We start from the raw sequence: 24,079 nt of genomic DNA, 5'->3' as shown, positions 1-24,079 counted from the left end.
CTCCCCCGTGGACATCGATCCCGTACTGAAAGCCCTGATGGCTGCCCTCCACGGTGAGGGCCCCGCCGTCGAAATCGTCCCGGGCGAAAACGGCGAGCCGCAGGCTGTCCCGGTGGAGACCGGCGTCGAGGATGCCGCAGTGGTGGTCCGCACCTCCGGCTCGACTGGTACGCCGAAGGCAACCGTCCTGACTGTTGACGCCCTGGCCGCCTCGTCCGTGTCAACCGCCATGGCCCTGCGCGGCGAAGGCCAGTGGCTGCTGGCGCTCCCGCTGCAATACGTGGCAGGTGTGCAGGTCCTGGTCCGCTCGCTCTACGCCGGCACGCGTCCGTGGGTGATGGACCAGTCGAACGGCTTCACTCCGGAGGCCTTCACCGCTGCCGCTGAGGAACTGACGGACAAGATCCGCTTCACGTCCCTGGTGCCCACGCAACTGCAGCGGCTCCTGGACTCCCCCACTCCCGAAACGCTCGCTGTGCTGCGCCGCTTCAACGCGATCCTGCTGGGCGGGGCGCCCGCTTCACCCGATCTCCTCGCGACCGCCCACGCCGAAGGGCTCAAGGTAGTCACCACCTACGGCTCAGCCGAAACCTGTGGCGGGTGCGTCTACGACGGCGAGCCGCTGGACGGCGTCGAGGTCCGCATCGGTGAGGGCGAACTGGAAGGCCGCATCCTGCTGGGCGGCGACACCGTGGCGGCAGGCTACGTAGACGCCGCGCGCGCCTCAAAGGCTGCATTCTTCGAGGAAGAGGGTGTCCGCTGGTACGTCACCGGCGACCTTGGCGAGCTCTCCGGCGAAGGCAAACTCACCGTACTGGGCCGCGCCGACGACGTCATCATCACCGGCGGCGTCAAAGCCTCAGCCGCGTACATCCAACGCAAGCTGGAAGAGCTCGACGGCGTCAACGCGGCTTTCGTCGCCGGCGTTCCCTCGCGCGAGTGGGGCCAAGCCGTTGTGGCGTACGTGGCCATGACCGATCCCAGCCCCGAAGGAATCAACGGATTCACATCCCGCCGCGAAGCTGCCCTGGGGGTCCTGGCCCCCAAGACGGTGCTCGCGGACAAGGAACTACTCATGCTGCCCAATGGAAAACCGGACCGACTGGCCATGATTGAACAGCTTTCCAACCTGCATCAGGGACAATAGACACGTTCTTCTCCGCTAAAGATCAACCGCGAAACACACGAGGTACTACACGTGGCGACAGCTGCACAATGGATTCAAGGAGCCCGGCTCCGTACACTGCCCGCGGCCATCGCGCCCGTCCTGATCGGTTCGGCAGCGGCGTACGAGCTCCAAGCGTTCCGGCTGCCGAACGCAATCCTGGCGGCGCTCGTCGCGCTCCTTCTCCAAATCGGCGTCAACTACGCCAATGACTACTCTGATGGCATTCGTGGCACGGACGAGGAACGCGTTGGCCCTCTGCGTCTTGTCGGCTCCGGTGCTGCGTTGCCGGAGCAGGTGAAGTGGGCCGCGTTCGGGCTGTTCGGCGCCGCGATGATCTGCGGCCTGATCCTGGTGATCATCACCCAAACGTGGTGGCTGATCCTGGTGGGTATCGGCTGCGTCCTGGCAGCCTGGGGTTATACGGGCGGCAAGAATCCCTATGGCTACATGGGCCTGGGCGATATCTTTGTGTTCGTCTTCTTCGGGCTCGTTGCCACCCTCGGCACCACCTACACGCAGGCCGGACAAGTCAGCCTGGCCGCCGTGGTCGGCGCGATCGGTACGGGACTCATCGCGTGTGCCTTGTTGATGGCCAACAATGTCAGGGACATCCCCACGGATACAGCCGCCGGAAAGCGGACCTTGGCAGTGCGGCTTGGGGACCGGCACGCCCGTGAAAGCTACGTGCTGATGCTGGCCGTCGCCATCCTGCTGGTGATCGTGCTGGCACCCACCAAGCCATGGATGCTGATCGTCCTGCTGCTGATCCCCGCGTGCTTGATGCCCGCCTGGCTGATGGTCAACGGAAAGAAGCGCAAGAGCCTCATTCCGGTGCTTAAGCAGACCGGCCTGATCAACCTCGGATACAGCCTGCTCTTCTCGCTGGGCCTGATCCTGAGCCGCGGCTTCTAAGTTTTTGTACAGCTAACGCCCTCAAGAAGGCTTCTTGGGGGCGTTAGCTGTACAAAAACTCCTAGACGGAACCCGGGCGCTTGTCGTTATTGACTGCGATGTCCGGGTTCTTCTCTACCAAGCCGTCCTCCGCGGCGGCGTCTTCAACCTCGCCGGCGGTGCGGATGGGCTTGGCCCGCCCGGAGAACCGTTCGCGCATTGCGGCAGTGGCGGCGTCGCGCTGTTTCTGGAAAAAGAGGTAGCTGATGGCGAAAGCCATGAGCCCTGCGAAGACGGCCGCCGGCAGCAGGCCCACCTGCAAAAGAGCGAAGACAATGAACAACGGCACGAACAGCGCCAGACGGATGAGGGAATACTTCAGGAAAGCCACCATCCAAGTTTAGCCGCCCTGATGGTTGCACTCTGATCACAGCCGGAACAGGGCGTCCAGTGATTGGCTTCCGGCGACTAGACTTGGTGCATGCTCCGGGTTGTAGGCGTCGTCATAGTACTTGTCATCTTTGTCTACGCCCTCGTGGATGTTATCCGTACCGATGGGCGGCTGACGCGCGGCATTTCCAAGCCTGCATGGATCATTGTGCAGATCGTCCTGCCGCTGCTGGGCGCCATCCTTTGGTTTATCTTCGGCCGTCCTTACAACAAGCCCACGGCCAAGCCCGTCCGCCGCCAGCCCACGGCCCCGGACGACGACCCCGAATTCCTCCGAAACCTCGAAACCCGCCGCCGTAAGCAGGCTGAGGATGATCGCTTGAAGAAGCTCAAGGCTGAACACGATGCCAAGCAACGCGGCGACAAGCCGTCCGATGCTGACGGTGACGCCAAAGGCAACGGTTTCAAACCCGGCGATGCCAAGCGGAGCGAGCCGGACCCCCATGACACCGACGAACTGAAGTAGGTAAACATGGCCCAGCAAGCTGATGGTTCACGGCAGTCACCTTCCACCACACCATCAGCCAGCGGGCCGGCAACACCCCCCGCACCACCACCCCGCCCGGGCATTTCCCTGTCCACGCCGCCGCCCATAGAGGCGGTTGTCAGGCCGCCGGGTCCCGCGCGGCTCTCCCGTTCGTTGTGGGTGGCGAGCTTCGTGGCGGGAATCGCCGTCGTGGTGACGGGCTTCCTCGGCCGTGATTCCCACTTTGAACGCCTGAAGGCCGTCATCGGAGGCCTGGTTCCCGACGGCGACGCTCAGGCAGTAGAGGGGGCAACCGCCGTCGTATTCCTGGGAAGCCTCGCCATGCTTGCCTTGGTTGCAGCCATGGAAGCGGTCCTGTTGGCCGTGCTTTTCAAGCGCCGCCTCTGGGCGCGGTGGGCATTGGCACCGTTGGTCCTCCTGCACGCGGTGGTCACGGTGATTACCGCCGACTTTGTGGTGGCGCCCGGGGCGGACGGAACCATGGCCACAGCGCTGTTGGCTGCTCAGTTCATCCTCGCCGCAGCCGGCCTGATCCTGCTGTTCTTCCCATCGACTACTGCCTGGTTGCTCAGCGAACGGCGGGCATAGCAGCCAGCATTCCTTCGCAGCTGCGGATGACAACACGGCAGGCCTCCAGGCCCGATGGGTCTGTCAGTGGATTTTCCGCGATCAGCCGCCACCGGTTCAAACAGTCCCGGGCAGCCTCGCTGATGTGCCCGGCACTTGCGTCCGGTTCCAGTCCCAGCCGCAGGGCAACTGTGCTGCCGCGCCCGCCCACCAACCGCTCGGCTTCTGCCGTCTGCTCAGGACCGATGCCGATGCCACCGGTCCGCAACGCTGCCAAAAGTTTCAGCTCCCGGAACTCGTGGGCGCCGGTTTGAAGCCTCTCCAGGGCAGCTTCCAGCGATGCTGTGCGGCCGGTGGGAGCAACGCCCAGTAAGGACTGCAAACCTACGACGGCGGCACGCGCCTTGAGTGCGTCAGCGCGTGTCTGGAAGAGGTACTCGATGGTGTCGAGCAGTCTGCCGAGACCGCTGCGGCGAGCCAATTCGTGTGCCAACTCCGTGGGATCGGTGGTCCCGCCGCGGATCAGGGCGACGGCCAACCGGATCCCAAACAGACCGAACCTTTGCACCAAGGAGGCTTTCATGTCCTGGTCAAGGCCCTCCGGCCCAGCGACGCGAACAAAGCGGTCCGCGGACAGCATCAGCCGCTCCCGGTGGTTCTTATCCATCTGGGCCAGTTGTTTCATGGCTTCGACATCCGATTGGCGCATTGTGCGTGAGCTTTGGGCCAGCAATCCTGCAACCGGAACAACGCCCAAGGCAAGGGGCCTCAGGCTTTGGTCGCGGCTGTACCTGTCGGCGATGACTGCCGCGGAGATGAGGGAATCGATCCTCCCGGCCCCGATCTCGTCAGCCCGGGACAGGACCGCCAGGGCATTGACGGTACCGGATTGGCCGGCGGCGGTGTCCTTGAAGGATTCCAGGAAGCGGACGTCGGAGGCGTGCAGATGCCGCATGAGATAGATGACGGCGTCCGCCGCCATGGGGGCGTCTTCCGGCAACAGGAAGGCGGTGGATCGGCCGGAAACGTCCTGCGACAACGAGGCTATGCCGGGCGTATCGATCAGTGTAAGGTCCCGCAGGCTGGCTGCTGGCCAGTCCACGACCAAACGCTCCACGACCCCGGCCTGAACATCGCCCAAGGAAAAGACCAGGCGCCCATCCTCACGGGTGACAGGGAGGGTCCGGGGTCCGCCCGTGAACGGGTAGAGCGTGATTTTCGGAGTGTGCCCATACCGGTACCACGTGACTACGCGGGTGCATTCCCCGGCGTCGGTGGGCGCTATTTCCTCGCCAATGATGGCGTTGAGGAGCGTTGATTTCCCGGCTTTGACCATTCCGGCAACAGCTATCCGCAATGGCCCTTCCAACCGGTCCTGAAGATCTGCCACCACGGCGAGCGCTGCCGCGTCATCATGGAAGACGTCCCTGGCTTGCCGCAGCAGTTCCCAGGCTCCGGCAATTCCCGGTTCCATCATCCCGCCGGGACTGCCGAAGGTGCTTGGTTGGGTTGATTCTCCAAGGACTGGTCTTCCTGCACCTGCTGCGCGGCCTTGCTGAGTGCGTCCACGCCCTTGAGTTGGTTCCGTATGTCCTTGATTCTCATATCCCGCTCCACCGCGTACGTGGCTGCTGCCTTCTGCGCCGCAGCCACGGATTCGGCCAGGGAACGGTGGTGCTCTTCGGCAATTTCCGTGAAATGGTCCCTGGTAGCGCGCTGGACCAGCCGCAGCCTGTCCTTGAGCTGTTTCCCCACCTGGAAGACCACGTCGTCAACGTGCTTCCTCACCAGGATCTTGGCTTCCGACTGCCGCTGCTTGAGCCGTGCTGCTTTGTCCTCCCTGAACGCTTTCCGGCCCAGCAGGAGCCCCGCTCCCACGGACAGCGGATTGATGAGCGCCATCCCGAAGATGCCCGTCAGCAGACCAAACATCAGGACGCCGCCGTAGGACCCGCGCATCCCGATCAGCACCTTTTGCAGAGGACCCAACCGCCCGTCTTCCATCATCTGAATGTCAGCCACCGGGTCCAGCACGCCGCCCGTATCGGATACCTTCAGCGCAGGCAGCGCCACTTCGTCTTCGGAAAAGTGATCCGCTACCTGGGTGGCCAACCACTGGGCACGTTCACTGGTCCAGACAAACGTATCCGAGACTGCAGCAGCAGTACTCTGTTCCAACCACTGGGTGAACTGCTCCCATGCGGGTCCAGGGTCGCCGTGGTCAATGGCCGTTTCGGCTTCGCGTTGGATACGGCGGAGCCTGTCCTTCAGGTCATACTCCATGTCCGCGATGAGGTCCCCGATGCCATCGTTGAGGGTGATCTGCCAGCGGGCGGATCGTTTGCGCAGCTGGTCTGCGTCCTCCTTGGCAGCCTTCAACCCGGCGATCATCTGCGGAGTTCCCTCGGGGTTCTCCAAGGCTCCGAGTTCGGACTGCAAGGCCAGCCTGAGGTTCTCCGTGACGGATAACAGGTCATGGCCAACGGATCGCCGTTGAATTCTGGCGGCCTCCCCCACGATGTTGTTTCTCAGGTGTGCGATCAATGCGGGAAATCCTGATTCGGCGTTCAGTTCTGTGTCCTGCAGCCGGGCTGCCTGGAGGCGCAGCTCGGAGGAGACCGGGAACAGGGGAATACCGGGTCCCACATCGGCGAGGTGTTTCCGGTCCAACTCCGCAATCTGGCGCCAACTCGGATAGAGATCGGTCTTGGACAGCACGCACACCACGTTGGGGCTGATGCGCATGGCCTGGCGCAGGAACCGCATCTCCGGTTCGGTGTATTCCTGGGACGCATCTGAAACGAACACCACGGCGTGCGCAGAGGGCAAGGCAGTCAACGTGGTCAGCGTGTGGGTGGAACCCAGCCCGCCAACCCCGGGCGAATCCACTACCGTAAGCCCGCCAGCCAGCAGTTTCCGCGGCAGTAAAACCTCGGCGGCAACGATCTTCTTTGCATTGCCCGGATTGCCCTTCTCGGATACGTATTCCGCGAGCTGGTCAAGATGTACTGGTTGGCGCTCCAGCCCGCCTTCCGGGCCCCCGGAGTCTCCCTCAAGGCCTGCGTCTGGTGTGGGCCCGTCCGCGCTTGGAACAAGGACAACGGCCGACGCCGGATCCCCCTGCCGTATGACGGTTGGCACTGTGGTGGCAATGTCGTCGTCCACAGGGCAGACGGGTGCATTCACCAAAGCATTGACGAGTTGGCTCTTGCCTTGCTTGAACTCGCCCACGACGATCACGCGGACGCTCGGATCCTGCAGGCGGTTGCGGGTGTTTTCCAACCGCCGCCTCAGATCATTCCGTTCCCCCACCAGCGCCATGCCCTGCTCCACCAACGTGGTCATGCGTACTGTTTCCGCCACAGCCTGTCCTTTGCTCTGCCTGCCTCGTCGGGGCCACGAAGTGCCCGGCAGACGACGATCCGCCTGCCGGGCACTGCTGGGGTACTTCGCGTCGCAGCTTTCGCTACGCCTTTCGGATCTCCTTGGTGCTAATCGATTTCAACATCGTTGTCGGCCACGACGATCGAATCGTCGATGTCGTTGTACTCGACATCCACGTCTTCGACGTCCAGGTTGGTGGAGTTGTCGAATTCCAGTTCGTTGTCCGCCACCACCACGTTGTCTTCGATGTTGGTGTACTCCACCTCGTTGTCCGCCACCACGATGGAATCGTTGATGACATTGACGTCGTCTACTTCGACGTTGGTGGAATTGTCCGGCGAGTACTCCAGATCGAGCTCGTTGTCCTGGACCACCACGGAGTCGTGGATGAGCTGGACGTCCTCAACGTCCACATCGGTGGAGTTGTCGTTGAACGAATCGGAGACATTGACGGAGTTGTTCGAATTGTCCGTATGGCTGGAGTTGTCCTCGTTGAAGGAGTCCTCAATATCGACGTCAACATCAACATCGGTGTTGTAGGAGTCCTTGGTCACCGAGTGGTCGGAGTTGTCGTTGAACGAGTCCTTGACCTCGATGTCCGTATTGCCAACCTCAACGTCACCAGGGCCCGACTCGCTGATGTTGAAGGAGTGGTCGTCGGTATTGGTGGTGGTGGTCGAAGTGCTCGTCGTCGTGTTGCCGGAGTCCTTCACGTCGTCGCCGGCAGCAATGGCACCGTCACCCGAGGCAACCACTGCGTCCTGGTTGAAGAGCTGCGTCACGTCCCCGTCAGCCCAGATGTTCTGGTTCACCGACTGGTCGGTGATGGTGTCGCGGTCGTCGATGTTGGTGGTGTACGAGTAGTTGTTCACCACGTGGACCAGTTGCTGAACGGCGTGCGCGTGATCATCGTGGTCATCGCCACCACCCCAGCCACCGCCGCCGCCATGTCCGCCGCCGTCGTGGTCATCATCGTCGTCATGGCCGCCCCAGCCACCACCACCGCCGCCATGTCCGCCGCCGTCGTGGTCATCGTCATGGTCATGGTCATGGTCGTCGTCATGGCCATCCCAGCCACCACCAGCGCCGCCGCCACCGCCGTGGTCGTCGTCATGATCGGGGCGTCCGCCGCCGTTGGGGCGGTCATCGTCGTTGTCTCCACCCCATGTGGCGCCGCCGCCAGTGGAGCCGTGATTTCCGCCGGTGTTGTATTCACGGTCAAACGACGAGCGCGCGTTGATGGGCGCATAGTCCAGGACCACGGGGCGAACTGCGTCGACGTCCGCTGAGGAAACGTCCCTGAGGCCGGCTGCGGCAAGGGCCGCTTCCGGATCCCTGACGAAATCTTCAGCGGCGTCGGGATCGTTGAACAGGCTCATCAGGAACTGCACGAGCTGTTGTGCGAGTGTAGGCATTGGAGTGCTCCCTCAAATTCTGTGGTGGGTGGTAATTGGCCCGGCGCCTTTGCCGGGCTCCCATTCAACGTATTGCCGTGCCCATGGACCGGGCATCGGGGGTGGTCCCCCTACCGCGTGCCCCGGCGTTAGGGGATGACCCGGTTCTTGGTTAGGGGGTGGTGGGGGTCCCCGCTCAGGGAGGTGGGTACCCCTCCCCCAACGCGAGGCGCAGGCGGACCAGGAGTTCCGAGCGGCTTTCGGCCCCTAAGCGCCGCCGCATCCGTGCTACATGGTGTTCCGCGGTGCGTGGCGAAATGTAGATCGCCTCGCCGATCTCGCGGTAGGTCTTACCCTCCAGGAGCAGCCGGCCTACCTCGCGCTCCCTGGCGCTTAGCCCTGACGGGTCTGCGGCACCGGTCATGCCGCCCTCCGCAACAACATGGGCCGGTACGTCATTGTGTGAATCTTCTGCCCGCTCCGAACCCCCGCCCGGCGAGGGGCTTTGGGGGTGGATGTCCCGCGCGCAGGCCAGCAACCTCACCATGTCCCGTCGCTCCTCCGCGTGCGCGGCGGCGTGGCCCGCCAGGCGCGCCCCTTCCCAGGGCATCCCGACGGCGGCCAACCCACGGGCCGCTGTTTCGACGTCGGACGCTTCAAACCGGCTTGCCAGCACGGAGACCCAGGCCTTACCGCCAGCGGCGAGGACGGAAGCCAGATGGCTATGTTCAGAGGCGCGCACCAGCGCAGCCGCGTGCGGGGCAAGCTCCGTGGGGCTTTCACTCAGCAAAGCTGCCTGCACCGCGGCCCAGTGCAGGGGTACGGACCAGAGAGGCGGGTTTCGCAGCCTTCCCAGCAGCTCCCAGGCAGCGTCCAAGTAGTGCGACACCCGACGTGTCTCCCGCAGCCGCGCGGCGGCGATCATCAATTCGCCCCACGGCAAAAGGCTGTAGAGGTCCACCGAGACGTGCATCATGGCCTCCCGCGCCCGGTCCCACGCCAAAACCAGTTCGTGCACATCGCTGCCACGCCGGGCCAACCCGACGTCCAGTGCCGCCAACAGGAGTTCATCCCGCGGTGCCAGGGGCCAGTGGTTCGCCTTGACGGCCTCATTGATGGACAAACGTGCTTCATCGGCGTTGTCCTGCTGCATCGAGGACCATGCTTGCAGGAGGAAGAGCCTGGGCCGGGCAGCGTCGCCACCCTGTCCTGCCGCCAGCGCAGCTTTGAGCACGTGGTCTGCTACTGCGGGTTCCCCGCTGTGGATGGCACACAGCGCGGCCAAGGCACCAGGGGTCTCAGGCAAGGGAATCGAGGCCCCGGAGGCGTTCATCATGTCAGATGCCCTGATGAGCTCCGGCAGCGCCAGTTGAGGTGCGGGTCCGAGGGTCTGCCGCAGTCCTTCCTGGGTGAGCGATAAGGCCACGGCCAGCAGGGTTGGCGAGCCTGTGGGCGGGCTGGCTGCCAGGAGTTCTTCCGCTGCCACCGCGTTGCCCGAGCCAATCATGGCCACGGCCGCCAGTGGTGCCGACCCCGCCATCCTGTCCGGCCCCAGCCATCCGTACGTGTCGGCGCTGCGGGCGAGCATGCCCCGCTGTGCCCACACCGCGGCCGCCACATCCACTCCCAGGCGAAGGTCCGGCGGTTCGGGCAAGGCGAGGAGTCGGTCCACCAGCCTGCCGGCCGCGTCCATGTCTCCAATTGCCGCGGCAGCCTGGGCCCTCCTGGCTGCATTGTCGAGTTCACCGTTTCCGGCCAGGAGTGCTTCGGAGTAGAGATCTACGGCCAGCCGCGGATCCGTATCCAGGACCTTGTTTGCTGCCTCCTCGAGTTCCATGGCAACGCGGGAATCCTGCAGGCCACTCCTGGCAAGTTCGCGGGCCAGATCTCCCAGGGGGCGCCCCTCTTCCAGGACCTTGTCCACCAGTTCCCTTTGAAGCGCCCGGATGCGGCCGGTCGGAGTGCCCTTCAACAGGGCATATTGGGCGGTCCCCACTACAGTCCCGTCCGGCAACAACAGACCTGTGTCCTTGGCTGCGGCGATGATCGCGTCCAGCCCGTCACGGCCTTCAAGTCCTCGCGGCAGGGGCGAAGGAAGTGTGAACCCGATGGAAAGGGCAAGCAGCAGCTCACGGACGGCGGCGGAACCGCCCGTCAGATCCGGAAGGCCGGGTGAACCTGCCTCGTGAATGACGGCAGGTTCCGTCAGGGAGTGATCGTCCGCCCCGGGACGAAAGTGCCCGGGCATATGGTCAGGTCCCGTCATGGGCTAAACCGCCGAAAGCAGCGCTGGATCCGGGACCGGACTGGTTTCCGTGGGCAGGGGCGTGGGGTCGAGGGTAGCTGGCGGCGGTGTGGGCTCTTGGGGCACGGTTGGTTCCGGCGAAGGCGGAGGATCCTGCGTGACCGTGGGCTCGGGCTGCGGCACCGTTGGCTCGGGCGACGGCGGTGGAGTGACTGGATCCGACGGAGTGCTTGGCGGTGTGGTTGGTTCGGTTACCGGCGGTGTTGTGGGTGGAGGAGTCGTCGGTCCACTGGCAGCACCCCCTGTCGGGTCAGGGGTTGGAGTGGGCTGCGTAGTGGTGGGAGTGCCCGGAGTCGTGGGGGTCCCGGGCGCAGCAGGAGTGCCCGTGCTGCCGGTCCCGCCAGAACCCGGAGTGGTGCCGCCGGATGGCCCTGCGACCGCCCCAGCGGCCGCTCCCGATCCCGTGGTTGTGCTGCCCTTCCCCGCGTTGGCAGTTCCTGGACGTGCCGGGCTCCTTCCGGTTCCTGTCCCGGCCCTCGTGACCCCGGCCCCAACGCTGGCCTCAAGTCCCGTTGCCGGGTCGTCGCTGGCGGCGCCGCCACCAGCGCCACTCCCCTGGGATTTGGCGGCTTGGGCCCCCGCGCCTTGCGCACCGCCGTCGCGCATGACATCAGCCGCTTGGTTGCCGAACATCGAGGCCAGCAGTCCGGTGCCATCCGGACTCTGTGCCGCCGTTGCAGTAGCAATGGTCAATACGGTGGCGGCTACCGCAGCGGCGGCTGCCATCCGTACACGGGGCCGGGGGGTGTGCTTGCCCGGTTTGGCGGACGCGGCGTTCAGCGGGGTGAGGGCCAGCGCAGGCCGTGCGACGTGAGGCCGCTCCCGCACTGCACCAGCCGACTCCGTGCCTACCTCCATGGCTTCCGATTCGACAGCGTCCGCGGTACCCGCCCCGCTGGAGCGCAACCCGGCGAGGGCAGCACCGAGGCAGATGGAAGACTTGGGATCGGCGTCCACGGCGATTGGCCGGCCCAGTTCCACCGAGATCATCTCTGCCACGAGGGGAATGCGCGAGGACCCTCCGATGAGCAGCACGGCACTCAAATCCTGGGCGTCAACGTTGATGCTCCGAAGGCTGCGTTCAAGGGCTTCCACGGTGTCCCGGATGGGTGCTTCGATCATCGATTCAAATTCGGCCCGGACCAGCCGCACGGACTGCTGCGTGCCAGGCAATGACACGGCCACGCTGGATTCGCTGTCCATGGAGAGTGCTTCCTTGGCCTCCCGGCATTCGCGACGCAGCCGGGAAAGGGCTGCCAGGGTGTCCGGTGCCGTCGGATCGAAGTCCGCTGAAGCGCAGATATGGTCCATCACGTGACGCAGGACGGCGGCGTCGAAATCGGCGCCGCCAAGGGTTTCAATGCCGTCGGGACGGCCCAGTAGTTCAAAGTTTCCGGCTCCGGCTTTGCGGAGGATGGCGGTGTCGAACGTACCCCCGCCGAGGTCGTACACCGCGATGGTGCTGCCGTCCTCCACACGCGTTTGGGAGGCGTAGTGGAGGGCTGCCGCTTCCGGCTCGGTGATCAGGGTGAGGTCGTGCAAACCCGCCACGGTGAGCGCTGCAAGGACCAGCGAGGTTCGGTGCTGTCCCCATGCAGCCGGGTGCGTCATGATGATCGACGACGGCGAACTTCCCTCGCGCTCTTCGGCCCTCTCCACCACCCAGCGTGCCATGGTGGCGTAGACGTCCTCTGGAGCCAGCCAGGTCGCCCCGACTGCGATGGGCACGGAGTCACCGATGCGGCGTTTGAACTCCCGCACCATGCGCTGGGGATCGTCCAATCCGCGGCGTTCGGCGGCTTCGCCTACCAGGACCCGGCCGTCGTCGGCGTAGTACAGCACGGAGGGCACAGCGCTGCCGTGCAATCCCAGCGGCAGGATTTCAGGAGCTGGATTGGGGCCTTGGTGGGGTCTGGCAAGGGCTGCGGCGGTAAAACTCGTCCCGACGTCAATGGCGAGAACATAGCTCATAGTTACCTCAAAAGAACACGGCGCGTCGCTAGCGGGCTGCATCACAAGCGGGTTCTGAACAAGTTAGCACCTGCCCCGGAAGGGTAAAAGGCTTAGGAGCTACACCAAATTGTCATGGTTGATACACCGAATTGTCATTTTCCAGGAGCATTCTCCGCCTGGACCCGTAAAGCCCCTGCTCAGACGGGGGTACCGCGTCTAGAGCCCGGAGTAGGAATGCAGGCCGTTGAAGACCGTGTTCACCAGCGTGAAGTTAATGATGACGCAGGCATACCCGACGATCGACAACCATGCCGCACGGGTTCCGGTCCAGCCTCGTGTTGCCCGCGCGTGCAGGTACCCCGCGTAGACCACCCAGATCACGAAGGTCCAGACTTCCTTGGGGTCCCAGCCCCAGAAACGGCCCCACGCCTTTTCGGCCCAAATGGCGCCGAACATGAGAGTGAACGTCCAGCCGATGAAGGCAATGGCGTTGATGCGGTAGGACAGGTTTTCCAGGCTCAGTGCATTCGGAACCAGGCGCATGAAGCCGAGCTTGTCCGCGCGGCCGGCGGCAAGATTCTTCTGCCGGTGCGACTGAACCAGCTGCAACGCGGACATGGCGAAAGTCAGCGTGAACAGCGCCGAAGAGAGCACTGCGATGGAAACGTGGATGATCAGCCAGTAGCTCTGGAGTGCCGGCACCAGGTGGCCCACCGGGGTCCAGAAGGCAGCCGAGGCAGCCACCAGCATGATGATGGCCAGGCCGATCACGAACGTGCCCAGGAACCGAAGGTCGCGGCGGATGAGGACGATCAGGAAAACAGCAACCGCCACGAAGGCACCGGTGGTGAGGAACTCGTACATGTTGCCCCACGGCACGCGACCGGCACCGAAGGCACGGGTTACCACGCCTGCGCCGTGGATGAGGACGCCCAACACCGTCAGCGCTACTGCCACGCGGGCAGGCGCGCGGCGCTCACCGGCATACTTCATGTCACCGGCGGCCGTGCCGCCCTCAACGGTGAGGCCCGACGTCGGGCGCTCAGCACGGCCAACCGGCCCACCGGCGTCGGGGCCTCCCAAACCACCGCCGACGCGTCCCGCGGCAACCGCCACTCTCTCGCCAGTGGTGCTGGCCGCGGCCTTCAGGTCCACTGCACGGAGCGTCTTGCTGCTCTTGGCGAGGTCCCAGGCGAAGGCGATGAACGCCACGGTGTACGTTCCGGCGGCCAACAGCATGAACAGCTCGCTGTACTGGCCCAGGGTTTCGTTGATGACGGGCATTACTGGTCCTTCGAGGTTGAGGAAGAGACTGCTGTTGTTGTCGCGGGGTCCGTATCCGGGAGGTTCCATTCCCGGGCAAAAATCTCGCGGAGGGCTGCGGCTTCGCCAGCCAGGCGGTGATCTTCACCGCGTGCCAGCAGACCGTATTCCACCATGGTCCGGCCGTCCGCATGGGTTCCGGTGCGGACCCAGACACGGCGACGGTTGATGTAGAGGGACATCACCAGACCGGCGACAGCCAGGAAACCGAAGATCAGTGCGTACAACTGGCCGGGGTTGTGGTGGATGTCCACGCCGATGTACTTCTTGACGCCGTCGAACGTGATGCTGCCCTTGCCCTCGGGCAAGTCGACGGTTGCGCCAGGAGACAAGGTGATGCCGCCTGCGGCGAGGTCACGGCCGTTGAGCTGTTTAAGGTCCTTGACGTCCAGTTCAAACACGTTCTGCGGCACGCCCTTATCCAGGCCAAGGTCACCGTAGAACGAGTTCAGGCTCAGCTGGGGGTTGATGAGTTCCGGAGCACCACTGAAGGAAATTCCATCCTCGCTGACAAACGCAGTCGGAAGGAAGAAGCCAACAAAACCCAGCTGTTCGGGTTTGGCATCCGGGACCTTGATGACCACCGAAGAGTAATAGTTGTCGCCTTGAACCTTGGCCGTGACTGGCCCTTGGAAAGAAACGTTGCCTTCGCCATCACGGACCGTCACCATGGGGGCGTAGCCGTTGCCGGTCAAGTAGAGGCTGGTGCCGCCGAGCGACACGGGGTCGTTGACCTTGAGGGTTTCCTTCTTGGCCGGCGAGTCCGGGGTTTCCTTGGTGGTGACCTCTGCCGTGTAGTCGATCGGCTGGCCGGCCTTGCCCGGCGATTCGCGATCGAACTTGGCTTCGAACTTGTCCAGTTGGACGGAGTACGGCTGCAGCGAGCTGCTCTGGAAGTTGGTGCCCGGCGTGAATTGGTCATAGCCAACCAGGGTGTTGACGAACGTGTCGCCCTCCACCAGGATCCGCTGGCCGCTGTACCCGTACAGGCCGCCAATGGCCACGGACACCAGCACGCCGATCAACGAAGTGTGGAATACCAGGTTTCCGACTTCCTTCAGGAAGCCGCGCTCGGCACCCAAGGAGGGCAGGGCGCCGTCGACGTCCCTGACCTCAACGCGGTAACCGCGCTTCTTGAGCAGTCCGGCGGCATCGTTGATGGCTTTCGACGCCGGGATCCCGGCGTCGGCGGGCAGCTCCAGCGTGCCGTACTCCGGCAGGCGCGAAAGGCGCTTGGGGGTGCGCGGCGGCTGCGACTTCATGGCCTTGTAATGGGCGATGGCGCGCGGCGTGACGCAGCCGATCAGGGAGATAAAGAGCAGGATGTAGATGGCCGAGAACCAGGCCGACGAGTAGACGTCGTAAAGCTGCAACGCGTCGAGGAGCTCGCCGTAGGACGGGTTGTCCTTGATGTACTGCGTGACCACCGAAGGATTCGCGGGCCGCTGCGGGAACAGGGAACCCGGTACCGCACCAACGGCGAGCAGGAGCAGCAGGAACAGCGCCGTGCGCATGCTGGTCAGCTGGGTCCAGGCCCACCGGAGCATGCCTTTGAACCCGAGCGCGGGAAGCGCGGCCTCGGACTTGGCCTGCTCGAGTTTTCCTTCCGCTGCACTTTCAGCGGCTGGTGACTTCTTCTTGGCTTTCACGGATTCGCTCATCAGATTGGCAACTTCACGTCGTTTTGGAACCAGTACTGCAACTCGGTCACCCAGGTTCCCCACACACCGGTGGCCATCAGGATGCCGAGCAAAATCAGGATGCCTCCGCCGATCCGCTGGATGGCCAGCCGATGCTTGCGGAAGAAGGACATGACGCCCATGCCCCGGCGGACGGCCAGGGCGATCAGGAGGAACGGAATACCCAGGCCGAGGCTATAGACGAACGCCAGGAGCGCTCCCTTGGCGGCCGAGGAACCGCCGGACAAGCTCAGCAACTGTACCGCGGAGTATGTCGGTCCAATGCAAGGTGCCCAGCCAAGGCCAAACGTCAGTCCGAGGAGCGGCGCACCCCAGAGGCCGGCAGGCGGCTTGGCATGAATTTTCGCATCGCGCTGCAGCCAGCCGAAACCGCCCATGAACACCACGCCCATGATGATCACCAGGATGCCGAGCACTTGCGTGATCCAAGCGTTCTGTGGACCCGTCAGTAACGTTCCCAGTTGGCCGAACGCTCCACCAAGGAGGACGAAAATCACCGAGAACCCCAGGACAAACAGCCCGATGCCGGCCAGCATGCGGCCCCGCCGCTGCTTTTGGAGGTCGACGCCGGTCAGTCCTGTGACGTAGCCAAGGTAACCGGGCACGAGCGGCAGCACGCACGGCGAAAGGAACGAGACCAGCCCGGCCAGTAATGCCACTGGTACAGCCAGCAACAGCGATCCGTTGAGGATCGTCTCGGCGAAGGGACTGTTCATGGTGCTACTCGGCCACTGCTGAGGTGATGAGGGCTTTCAGGGTGCTCTTCTCGATCTCACCGAGCACGCGGGAAGCAACCTTGCCATCCTTGTCCAGGACCAACGTTGTGGGCACCGCACCCGGCGGCACGATGCCGGACACGGACAGGAGCACGGCACCGTCTTTGTCGTTGAAGCTCGGGTAGGTGATGTTGAAGGTCTTGTCGAAGGCGTCAGCGGTGGCCTTCTCGTCGCGCAGGTTGACCCCGAAGAACTGGACACCCTGATCCTTGAAGTCCTGGTGCAGGGCCTCGAGCTGGGGGGCTTCGATGCGGCAGGGAGCACAGGCAGCGAACCAGAAGTTCAGGACGGTGACTTTGCCCTTGAGGTCCTCCGGCTTGACCGTTTCGCCGTTGAACAGAGTGCCTTTGAGGGCAACGGGGGCTGCACGATCGGCTTTGGCGAACTCCGTCACCGAACCATCGCCGGCAACGTAGTTCTTGTTGTCGCCTGCCTTGGCCTGCTTGGCCAGGGAGTCTTCCTGGGCGCACGCGGACAGGCCCATGGTCAGGCCTGCCAGGAGGACGCCCCCGGCGGTCAGCACGCCGCGGCGTGAAAGATTGTTATCCATGCTTCTATGCCCCTGGGGTGCTCGCCGCGCCGGGGAGCAGGACGGCAGCAGGCTCGGTGTATTCGACGCGCACAATCTTGCCGTTGTCGTCGAGGGTCAGCGAAGTCAGTGAGGTGAGCGTGCACTCGCGCTTGCGGGGGTCATGCGCCAGGCGACGACCTTCCGCGGTCAAACGGGTTGACCAAATGGGCAACTGGTGGCTGACCAGAATGGCTTCTGCACCGTCGCCGCCCAGTTCGATCGCCTTGACCCGGGCGTCTTCAACCGCAGCCAGAACGCGCGCCGCTTGCTCCTTGTACGGCTCGCCCCACGAAGGCCGCAAGGGATTACGGAAGTAGATCCAGTGCTTGGGCTTGAGGAACTCACTCTTGGTGGGGTGGAGTCCCTCAAAGTGGTTCTCAGCTTCGATAATGCGCGGATCCGTGGTGATTTCCAGGTTCAACGCCTCGGAGGTAGGCATGGCTGTTTCCTGGGCACGGGTCAGCGGCGACGCCACCAAGTGCACAATCTTGGCACCCTGGCTGACACGGGCCGTGAAGTGGTCCGCCAACATCCGGGCCATCTCCCGGCCACGTTCGGAGAGGTGGAATTCCGGCAGCCGACCGTACAGGACGCCGTCAGGATTGTGGACCTCGCCATGGCGAAGCAGATGGACAGTTGCTTGGGGCATGTTTACCAGTTTCTCAAAGAAGCGGGGCGATCCGAAATCTTCTACCGCTAGTAGAACTCAAAGTTTTCCCGAAATGTTCCGTGGAGTTGGAATAAAAGATGCATATGCATGTTTATACTAGACACGAAGCTCGGTTGACGCTTCAAGCAATTGGTTTCAGCCGGGCAAGCACGCAGTACATCCACCAGACATAGGAGCAACACCATGATGACCCTCCCCGCTAACGTCACCACCGGCACCTGGACCCTCGACGCTTCCCACAGCGAGATCGGCTTCACCGTCCGCCACGCAGGCATCAGCAAGGTCCGCGGCCAGTTCAAGGACGCCTCGGCCACCCTGGAAGTTGGCGAAGCCCTGACCGACTCCAAGGTCACCGCCACCATCCAGACCGCCAGCTTCGACTCCGGCGACGTCAACCGCGACGGCCACGTCAAGGGCGAAGACTTCTTCGATGTGGAGAAGTTCCCGGAAATCACCTTCGTGTCCCGCCACGTCAAGGCCAACGGCAACAGCTTCGACCTCGTGGGCGATCTCACAATCAAGGGCGTGACCAAGGAAGTTGCCATCGAGACAGAATTCAACGGCGTGGCCGTGGACCCGTTCGGCAACACCCGCGCCGGCGTCTCCGGCGAAACCACCATCAGCCGTAAGGAATTCGGCCTGACGTGGAACGCCGTCCTCGAAGCAGGTGGCGTACTGGTCAGCGACAAGGTGGTTATCAACCTGGAACTCGCCTTCATCGCACCGGCTGCCGCATAGTCACAGCCCCGCCAGGAACGCCGAACGGCGCCCTCCACAGTTTCGCGCTGTGGAGGGCGCCGTTTCGTATCTACTGAAGTCACCCAGCGATTGTTCGGCAAACAGCCTGTATTTAGCTGCGAGTTGGCTGCGAATTTCCTATGCATCCTTCAACCTGCGGTCTAAAGTGATGCCATGAGTACCCCAGACGAAACACCTCAGCCACAGCAGCCCGGCGCCCAGCCACCGCAGCCCGGCAATGTTCCTCCTGCGGGTTACCAGCCTCCGCAGGGCTACCAACCACCCCAGGGTTACCAGCCGCCCTCACAACCGGGTCAGTATCAGCAGCCCGGCCCGGCCCAGCCCGTGCCGCCTCAGGCCGGTCCCGGACAACCCGCCCCCGGGCAGCCTGGTTTCCACTTCGAAATGCCTACTGACGGACCCCGCAACTTCAACGACGTCATGCCGCAAGGCGGCTTCTCGGGAATGTTCAAAACCCAGGGCCTGCCCACGGAGCTGAAAGTTTCCTACTTCATCTGGGTGATCTCGGGGCTCCTGGGTTTGCTCTTCGGACTCATTGGGTTCTTCGCCGTCATCGCTGCGTTTGCCTTCGCTCCAGGCATCGCAGCCCTCGCTCTGGTCCTCCTCTTGATCGCCTTGGCCGTGGCCGCCGCCCAGGTGGTCCTGGCCATGAAGATGAAGGAAGGCAAGGAGTGGGCTCGACTGGCTTTGACCATCGTGGCCGCGGTTTCCCTGCTGCTGGCTATCTTTGGAGCGGCCAGTGGCGGCGGTTCCGGTATGGGCCTGGGCGGTAACTGGTTCGGCTTCCTGGTCAGCGCCGTTGCTGTGGTGTTGATGTGGCTCCCGAATTCACAGCTCTGGTTCAAGGCAGTCAAGGGCCACGCACAGCCCTGACATGCGTGCCGCCGTCGTGCGTTGAACGACGGATATGAGTGCAGAAGGCCGCGGTCGAATCCCTTGGATTCCCGCGGCCTTCATCATGAAGGCGTAAGCCCACATGATGATTTTTCCCGTAAGCCTGAAATACCTGCGTGTGATCGTCTGCAGCGTCAGACCCGGAGGGTACGGTGGAAGCAGAACCACGCTGGGGGCAGGGTCATTTTGCTGATCCCGGCGGCCGCACCAGCAGTCGAACAAGCAAAGGAATGCCATGAGCAACCCTCCGTACCCGCCGTCAAACCCGGGTGACGCCAACCAGCCCGAGCAGCCGGGCACCCAACCCGCCGCTCCCCAATACGGGCAGCAGTCACCGCCGCCAGCTGCTCCGCAGTACGGTCAGCAGAGCCCCGCCGCCCCTCAGTATGGCCAGCAGTCCCCTGCTGCTCCGCAGTACGGTCAGCCAGCCGCGCCGCAGTATGGCCAGCAGGGCCCCGCTGCGCCGCAGTACGGCCAGGACACCAACTGGCCCAGCCAGCAGCCTGGTCCCACCGCTGTGCCGCCCATGGTCAACTACGCCTTCTGGATGATCGTTGCAGCCGGCGTTCTTTCCGCCATCAGCTCACTCCTGTTGGCTACCACCGGTGCTGACGCCTTCATCAACGCCATGAACCAGCAGGCAAGCCAGCAGGGTACCGACCTCCCCGAAGGGTCCATGGAAGGCATGCGCGGTGTGATCGGCATCAGCGCCGTCATCGGCGCGGTTGTGGCCCTCGGCCTCTACGCCCTGGTCGCTTTCCCGGTCCGCAAGGGCAAGAACTGGGCACGGATCCTGGGTACCGTGTTCGCCGCCATCTCCGTCCTGGGCCTCACCGGCCTGTTCCAGTTCGGTGCCACCTACGGCATCCTGCAGCTCATCGTGATCCTGTTGGGAGTCGCGGCGATCGTCATGCTGTACCTTCCGGCGTCGGCTCCGTATTTCCGCAAGGCGCAGCCTTTCGGCAACGCGTACCAGAACCCTTACGGCCGCTAAAGACGCGGGAATCCAAGCACTAAACGCGGGCGCGGACCCGGCGAAGGCTAAACAGCCTGGCCCGGTGTCTGCGCCCGTTGTGCGTGGTAGGCCAGAATCTGGAGCTCGGTAGCCATGTCCACCTTGCGGAGGTTGACGTGCGGTGGGACCTGCAACAGCACCGGCGCGAAGCTGAGGATGCTCCGGATTCCGGCGGCGATCACACGGTCGCAGACAGCCTGGGCCACCGTGGCCGGCAGCGCAAGCACCACCATGTTGGTGTGGGTGCGTTCCAGGACCCGCTCAAGTTCTGCTGAATCGCTGACCCGCAACCAGCCCACTTCGTTTCCGATCACCATGGGATCGGCGTCGAAGATGGCTACGACGTCGAAGCCCCTGGATTCAAAGCCGCCATACCGGGCCAGGGCCTTGCCGAGGTTACCGGCGCCGACGATGGCTACCTTCCAGTCGTGGGTCAGCCCGAGCGCGGCCGCTATATGACGGCTCAGGTACTGGACTTCGTAGCCTACGCCGCGGGTTCCATAGGAGCCGACGTAGGAAAGGTCCTTACGGAGCGTGGACGAACTGACACCCGAGGCTTCGGCCAACGCTTCCGACGAAACGCGTTCCACTCCTTCGGCCAAGAGGGAATTGAGCGCGCGTAAGTAGAGAGTCATCCGGGCCACAGCCGCGGGCGGGATCTGCTTGGTGGCAGGTTCGTTGTCCCCGGTTATCGCACCCGGGGACGGTTCCAGCGCAGTCACGGTATTCTCCATTGCGTCGCTTTGTTGTTCCACTCTATGACCCCCCGGCCGGACTCAACAAAAGCCATTACTTACGGGTAACCCCATGCTCAGTCCTCCAGGACTTTCTTCAAAGTACGGGTCAGCCGCTCCTCGTCGATCTTCCAAAAATCCCGTTGAATGCCGTTGACCAGCACCACGGGGATCTCTTCGGCGAACCGCTCCTGCAGTTGGGCGTCGCCGTCGATTCTTTGCTCCGTCCACTGCACGCCCAGGCTTTTGGTCACGCGCTCGACGGCGGCACGCGCCTCCGTGCAGAGGTGGCAGTCAGCTTTGGTGAGGAGAACGACGTCGGGAATAGCCATGGGATAACGGTAACCGCACCATCCCCCTCTCACATCCCACCCCCAACTCCCATCCCTCGTTCACGACCCATCGGGGCGGACCTTCCCGTGCGCCCTCAGCGCGGGGCACCGCCGATTGACTAGACTCGAGACATGCCCGAGGAGAAGAACGCCGCCGTGGTCGCAGATGCCCAAGTGCATAAGCGCACAGGCGAAGCCGCATTCTTCGACGTCGACAACACGTTGATGAAGGGCGCAAGCCTCTTCCATGTGGCACGCAAAATGTACGAACGCAAAGCGTTCACGCTCACCCAGGCCGCTGGTTTTGCCTGGAAGCAGTTCAAGTTCGTCATGCGCGGCGAAAACATGGAAGACGTCCACTCGGTTCGTGACTCTGCTCTGACCCTCGCCGCCGGAATCTCCGTAGAAGACATCAAGGCGCTGGGCGAAGAGGTCTACGACGAAATGATTGAGTCGCGGATCTGGCCCGGAACCAAAGCCCTGGCAGAACAACACCTGAGGGTCGGTCGCAAGGTGTGGCTCGTGACAGCGACACCCATCGAAGTTGCGACGGTTATCTCCACGCGGCTTGGCCTGACGGGCGCCCTGGGCACCGTGGGGGAAGTGGAAGACGGAATGTACACGGGGAAGCTCGTCGGTGACATTCTGCACGGTCCGGCTAAGGCAATCGCAGTGCAGATCGTGGCCGACCGTGAAGGACTGGACCTGGACCATTGCTGGGCCTACAGCGATTCCGCCAACGACATCCCTTTGCTCACTATGGTGGGCCACCCGGTAGTCATCAACCCGGACGCGAAGTTGCGCAGGCACGCCCGTGAAAACAACTGGCCTGTGTACGACTTCCGCTCCGGCCGGCGCGCGGCAACGCTCGGGCTCAAAGCTGCCACGGTTGGCGGAGCGGTCTATGGTTTGTGGCGCGGCTTCTCACGGTTCCGCGGCCCCCGCTAGTAACCCTCTCTCACCAAACAGCCCCTCCCGGCCGATCCTCTCTCACCAAACAGCCCCTCCCGGCCGATCCTCTCTCACCGAATGAGTTCAGCCACCGCACCTGTGGATAACTTCTGCCCGTGATGGGCTTCATGGGCAACAATGCCCGTATGCAAAAACTGTCACCCGTTCCTGCCTTGCTTGCTTCTGCCCCCTTCACCATTGACGAGGCCAAGGCTGCGGGCTTGGAGCATGCGCAGCTCCAAAATCGAAACTCAGTCGAAAGTGTCAGCCAAGGAATCTATCGTCCCGCCAACTGGGAATTTGACCTCACGCAAGCTGCACGATCCCTCTCGGCGGCGAGCCCTGGCGCATGGATCTCCCATGTGACCGCCGCGAGGATACATGGCCTTTTCCTCCCGCCCTGGCTGGCCGATTCAAATGAACTGCACCTCAGTAAGCCAAGGAATCTCCCCTCAGCGCGGCGACGAGGCATCATCGGACACACTGTGATTGTGGACGAATCCGAAATCGAGTTCAACCAGGGCATGTGGATGAGCACCCGTGCCAGGACATGGCTGGATTTGGCACGCCGGCTACCGTTGAACGAGCTGGTCTGTATAGGCGACCAAATCATTCGCACCCCCCGGCAAGAGTTCGAAGGACGCGAAGCTCCGTTCAGTTCCATCGCGGCACTTCGGAAGATGCTTGACCGGCACAAGAACCTCCAAGGTGTGGTCCGGGCACGCGAAGCACGTGAACTGATGAGGGTCGGTGCTGACTCGGCGCCGGAGTCGATGCTTCGCTTGGCCATGCTCGACGCAGGCCTTGCAGAACCAGAGCTCCAGATACGACTACGCGCCGACGACCCGTACTCTCCATCCGCGGACCTCGGCTTCCGCGTTCGGCGCCTGGCCATTCAGTACGACGGCGAACATCACCTTGAGGAGGAACAGTTCTTCAGCGATCGGCGCCGCGACAAGGCTTTCGCAGCGGCGGGCTGGACAGTTCTTGTCTTCGGAAAAGACGATCTGGCAGACGGATTCGCCAAGGCGATATTGCACATCAAGAGGGTCCTACGGAACGGCTGGATTGACCCGGCCGTGGAGTCGGGTTTCGCGCTGGGACGGTGAGAGAGGCTTCCGCAGAAAGGCCCGAACCGTGAGAGAGCGTCAGCAGAAACCATTCGGGAGGTGAGAGAGGATCGGTAGTTGGGGGCGCGGTCCGGGACGCAAAAATGCCCGCCACCTCGAAAGGCAACGGGCATTCACGCTTGATGAAGTATCTCTACTTCTTATTGCGGCGCTGGTGGCGAGTCTTGCGAAGCAGCTTGCGGTGCTTCTTCTTTGCCATACGCTTGCGGCGCTTCTTAATAACTGAACCCACGAAAGTTCCTTACAAACTAGAAGTTCCTGTCTGTTGGAACACGTCCGCGGAAGCAGACAGTACAACTGACAGATTCTTACATTGACGTAAAACGTTCCTTAACAGAGTACCGCTTTCAAGGGGTACCCCGTGACCACGGTCCGCGGGACGGACCCCGGCAGCCTCAGGCGGTCTCGGATTGTCCGTCCACCACAGCACCCTTGAGGTACTGGGCAACGGCCTCTTCAGGTACCCGGAAGGAACGGCCGAACCTTACGGCGGGCATTTCCCCTGAGTGGACCAGGCGATACACAGTCATTTTGGAAACACGCAGGACGTCGGCCACTTCAGCCACCGTCATGAAACGCGCATTCGAGAAGTTAGTCTCTGCGGACATTTCCCATATTCCTTTGC

At 63.2% G+C, this 24,079-nt stretch carries 24 protein-coding genes; 9 read left to right on the top strand and 15 right to left on the bottom strand.

The features are described from left to right. Positions 1–7: 7 nt before the first annotated feature. Together N7568_RS06885 and N7568_RS06880 are read left to right on the top strand one after the other, a co-directional pair. Entirely contained in the window at positions 8–1,147 is a 1,140-nt protein-coding gene (locus N7568_RS06885; RefSeq protein WP_261609149.1) for an AMP-binding protein, read from the top strand. Positions 1,148–1,198: 51 nt separating this feature from the next. Next, positions 1,199–2,080, top strand: coding sequence for a 1,4-dihydroxy-2-naphthoate polyprenyltransferase (locus N7568_RS06880; RefSeq protein ID WP_261609148.1), 882 nt, complete (start codon positions 1,199–1,201; stop codon positions 2,078–2,080). Between the two features lie 61 nt (positions 2,081–2,141). On the opposite strand, the gene N7568_RS06875 is transcribed toward N7568_RS06880, so the two are convergent. Then, on the bottom strand, positions 2,142–2,453 hold the full coding sequence (locus N7568_RS06875) for a DUF4229 domain-containing protein (protein WP_261609147.1): 312 nt from the start codon (positions 2,451–2,453) through the stop codon (positions 2,142–2,144). Between the two features lie 87 nt (positions 2,454–2,540). Here N7568_RS06875 and N7568_RS06870 point away from each other — a divergent pair, with 87 nt between their 5' ends. Further along, positions 2,541–2,975 (top strand): PLD nuclease N-terminal domain-containing protein, encoded by a 435-nt coding sequence (locus N7568_RS06870; RefSeq protein WP_261609146.1) that lies wholly within the window; start codon positions 2,541–2,543, stop codon positions 2,973–2,975. Between the two features lie 6 nt (positions 2,976–2,981). Then, positions 2,982–3,584, top strand: a complete 603-nt coding sequence (locus tag N7568_RS06865; protein WP_261609145.1) for a hypothetical protein — start codon at positions 2,982–2,984, stop codon at positions 3,582–3,584. Here the strand turns inward: N7568_RS06865 and N7568_RS06860 are convergent. The 10 genes from N7568_RS06860 to N7568_RS06815 all read right to left on the bottom strand — a co-directional run bounded on the left by N7568_RS06860 (position 3,565) and on the right by N7568_RS06815 (position 17,618). Beyond that, positions 3,565–5,040, bottom strand: a complete 1,476-nt coding sequence (locus N7568_RS06860) for a dynamin family protein (RefSeq protein WP_261609144.1) — start codon at positions 5,038–5,040, stop codon at positions 3,565–3,567. The genes N7568_RS06865 and N7568_RS06860 overlap by 20 nt on opposite strands. Further along, positions 5,037–6,926 (bottom strand): dynamin family protein, encoded by a 1,890-nt coding sequence (locus N7568_RS06855; protein WP_261609143.1) that lies wholly within the window; start codon positions 6,924–6,926, stop codon positions 5,037–5,039. Before N7568_RS06855 ends, N7568_RS06860 begins: the two co-directional genes overlap by 4 nt. Positions 6,927–7,054: 128 nt before the next feature. Next, a complete protein-coding gene (locus N7568_RS06850) occupies positions 7,055–8,362 on the bottom strand; it encodes an IniB N-terminal domain-containing protein (protein ID WP_261609142.1) in 1,308 nt (435 codons plus the stop codon). A gap of 175 nt (positions 8,363–8,537) precedes the next feature. After that, positions 8,538–10,607 (bottom strand): helix-turn-helix transcriptional regulator, encoded by a 2,070-nt coding sequence (locus N7568_RS06845; RefSeq protein ID WP_261609141.1) that lies wholly within the window; start codon positions 10,605–10,607, stop codon positions 8,538–8,540. Positions 10,608–10,610: 3 nt separating this feature from the next. After that, entirely contained in the window at positions 10,611–12,617 is a 2,007-nt protein-coding gene (locus tag N7568_RS06840) for an Hsp70 family protein (protein ID WP_261609140.1), read from the bottom strand. A gap of 198 nt (positions 12,618–12,815) precedes the next feature. Next, complete coding sequence (gene ccsB, locus N7568_RS06835) at positions 12,816–13,883, bottom strand: c-type cytochrome biogenesis protein CcsB (protein ID WP_261609139.1); 1,068 nt, start codon at positions 13,881–13,883, stop codon at positions 12,816–12,818. Beyond that, positions 13,883–15,583 carry a cytochrome c biogenesis protein ResB gene (gene resB / locus N7568_RS06830; protein WP_261609138.1) on the bottom strand — a complete coding sequence of 567 codons (1,701 nt, stop codon included), beginning with the start codon at positions 15,581–15,583 and terminating at the stop codon, positions 13,883–13,885. The genes ccsB and resB overlap by 1 nt, the downstream gene beginning before the upstream one ends. Next, the gene (locus N7568_RS06825; protein WP_261609137.1) at positions 15,583–16,338 is read right to left on the bottom strand and encodes a cytochrome c biogenesis CcdA family protein; all 756 of its coding nucleotides are present in this window, start codon (positions 16,336–16,338) and stop codon (positions 15,583–15,585) included. Before N7568_RS06825 ends, resB begins: the two co-directional genes overlap by 1 nt. 4 nt (positions 16,339–16,342) lie before the next feature. Next, the gene (locus N7568_RS06820) at positions 16,343–16,948 is read right to left on the bottom strand and encodes a TlpA family protein disulfide reductase (RefSeq protein ID WP_261609136.1); all 606 of its coding nucleotides are present in this window, start codon (positions 16,946–16,948) and stop codon (positions 16,343–16,345) included. 4 nt (positions 16,949–16,952) lie between these two features. Continuing rightward, positions 16,953–17,618 carry a histidine phosphatase family protein gene (locus tag N7568_RS06815; protein ID WP_261609135.1) on the bottom strand — a complete coding sequence of 222 codons (666 nt, stop codon included), beginning with the start codon at positions 17,616–17,618 and terminating at the stop codon, positions 16,953–16,955. A 207-nt stretch (positions 17,619–17,825) separates the two neighbouring features. Here N7568_RS06815 and N7568_RS06810 point away from each other — a divergent pair, with 207 nt between their 5' ends. The 3 genes from N7568_RS06810 (at position 17,826) to N7568_RS06800 (ending at position 20,286) form a co-directional block, all read left to right on the top strand. After that, complete coding sequence (locus tag N7568_RS06810; RefSeq protein WP_261609508.1) at positions 17,826–18,377, top strand: YceI family protein; 552 nt, start codon at positions 17,826–17,828, stop codon at positions 18,375–18,377. 174 nt (positions 18,378–18,551) lie between these two features. Beyond that, positions 18,552–19,271 (top strand): hypothetical protein, encoded by a 720-nt coding sequence (locus tag N7568_RS06805; protein ID WP_261609134.1) that lies wholly within the window; start codon positions 18,552–18,554, stop codon positions 19,269–19,271. A gap of 256 nt (positions 19,272–19,527) precedes the next feature. Further along, positions 19,528–20,286, top strand: a complete 759-nt coding sequence (locus tag N7568_RS06800; protein WP_261609133.1) for a hypothetical protein — start codon at positions 19,528–19,530, stop codon at positions 20,284–20,286. A 47-nt stretch (positions 20,287–20,333) separates the two neighbouring features. On the opposite strand, the gene N7568_RS06795 is transcribed toward N7568_RS06800, so the two are convergent. Together N7568_RS06795 and N7568_RS06790 are read right to left on the bottom strand one after the other, a co-directional pair. After that, the gene (locus N7568_RS06795; RefSeq protein WP_306422690.1) at positions 20,334–21,041 is read right to left on the bottom strand and encodes a redox-sensing transcriptional repressor Rex; all 708 of its coding nucleotides are present in this window, start codon (positions 21,039–21,041) and stop codon (positions 20,334–20,336) included. A gap of 77 nt (positions 21,042–21,118) precedes the next feature. Beyond that, positions 21,119–21,373 carry a glutaredoxin family protein gene (locus N7568_RS06790; RefSeq protein WP_261609131.1) on the bottom strand — a complete coding sequence of 85 codons (255 nt, stop codon included), beginning with the start codon at positions 21,371–21,373 and terminating at the stop codon, positions 21,119–21,121. 132 nt (positions 21,374–21,505) lie between these two features. Between N7568_RS06790 and N7568_RS06785 the strand changes: the two genes are divergently transcribed. Together N7568_RS06785 and N7568_RS06780 are read left to right on the top strand one after the other, a co-directional pair. Beyond that, positions 21,506–22,321, top strand: a complete 816-nt coding sequence (locus tag N7568_RS06785; protein WP_261609130.1) for an HAD family hydrolase — start codon at positions 21,506–21,508, stop codon at positions 22,319–22,321. A gap of 149 nt (positions 22,322–22,470) precedes the next feature. Then, positions 22,471–23,433, top strand: a complete 963-nt coding sequence (locus tag N7568_RS06780) for an endonuclease domain-containing protein (RefSeq protein WP_261609129.1) — start codon at positions 22,471–22,473, stop codon at positions 23,431–23,433. Positions 23,434–23,587: 154 nt separating this feature from the next. Here the strand turns inward: N7568_RS06780 and N7568_RS06775 are convergent, their stop codons facing one another. Further along, a complete protein-coding gene (locus tag N7568_RS06775) occupies positions 23,588–23,686 on the bottom strand; it encodes a 30S ribosomal protein bS22 (protein ID WP_003792170.1) in 99 nt (32 codons plus the stop codon). Positions 23,687–23,849: 163 nt separating this feature from the next. Then, the gene (locus N7568_RS06770; protein WP_017199160.1) at positions 23,850–24,062 is read right to left on the bottom strand and encodes a helix-turn-helix domain-containing protein; all 213 of its coding nucleotides are present in this window, start codon (positions 24,060–24,062) and stop codon (positions 23,850–23,852) included. Positions 24,063–24,079: the final 17 nt, after the last annotated feature.

Source organism: Paenarthrobacter aurescens (genome assembly GCF_025421775.1).
GTDB classification, from domain to species: domain Bacteria; phylum Actinomycetota; class Actinomycetes; order Actinomycetales; family Micrococcaceae; genus Arthrobacter; species Arthrobacter aurescens_B.
Note: the sequence above shows the minus strand (reverse complement) of the source record. Positions and strands in the feature narration are given on the sequence as shown.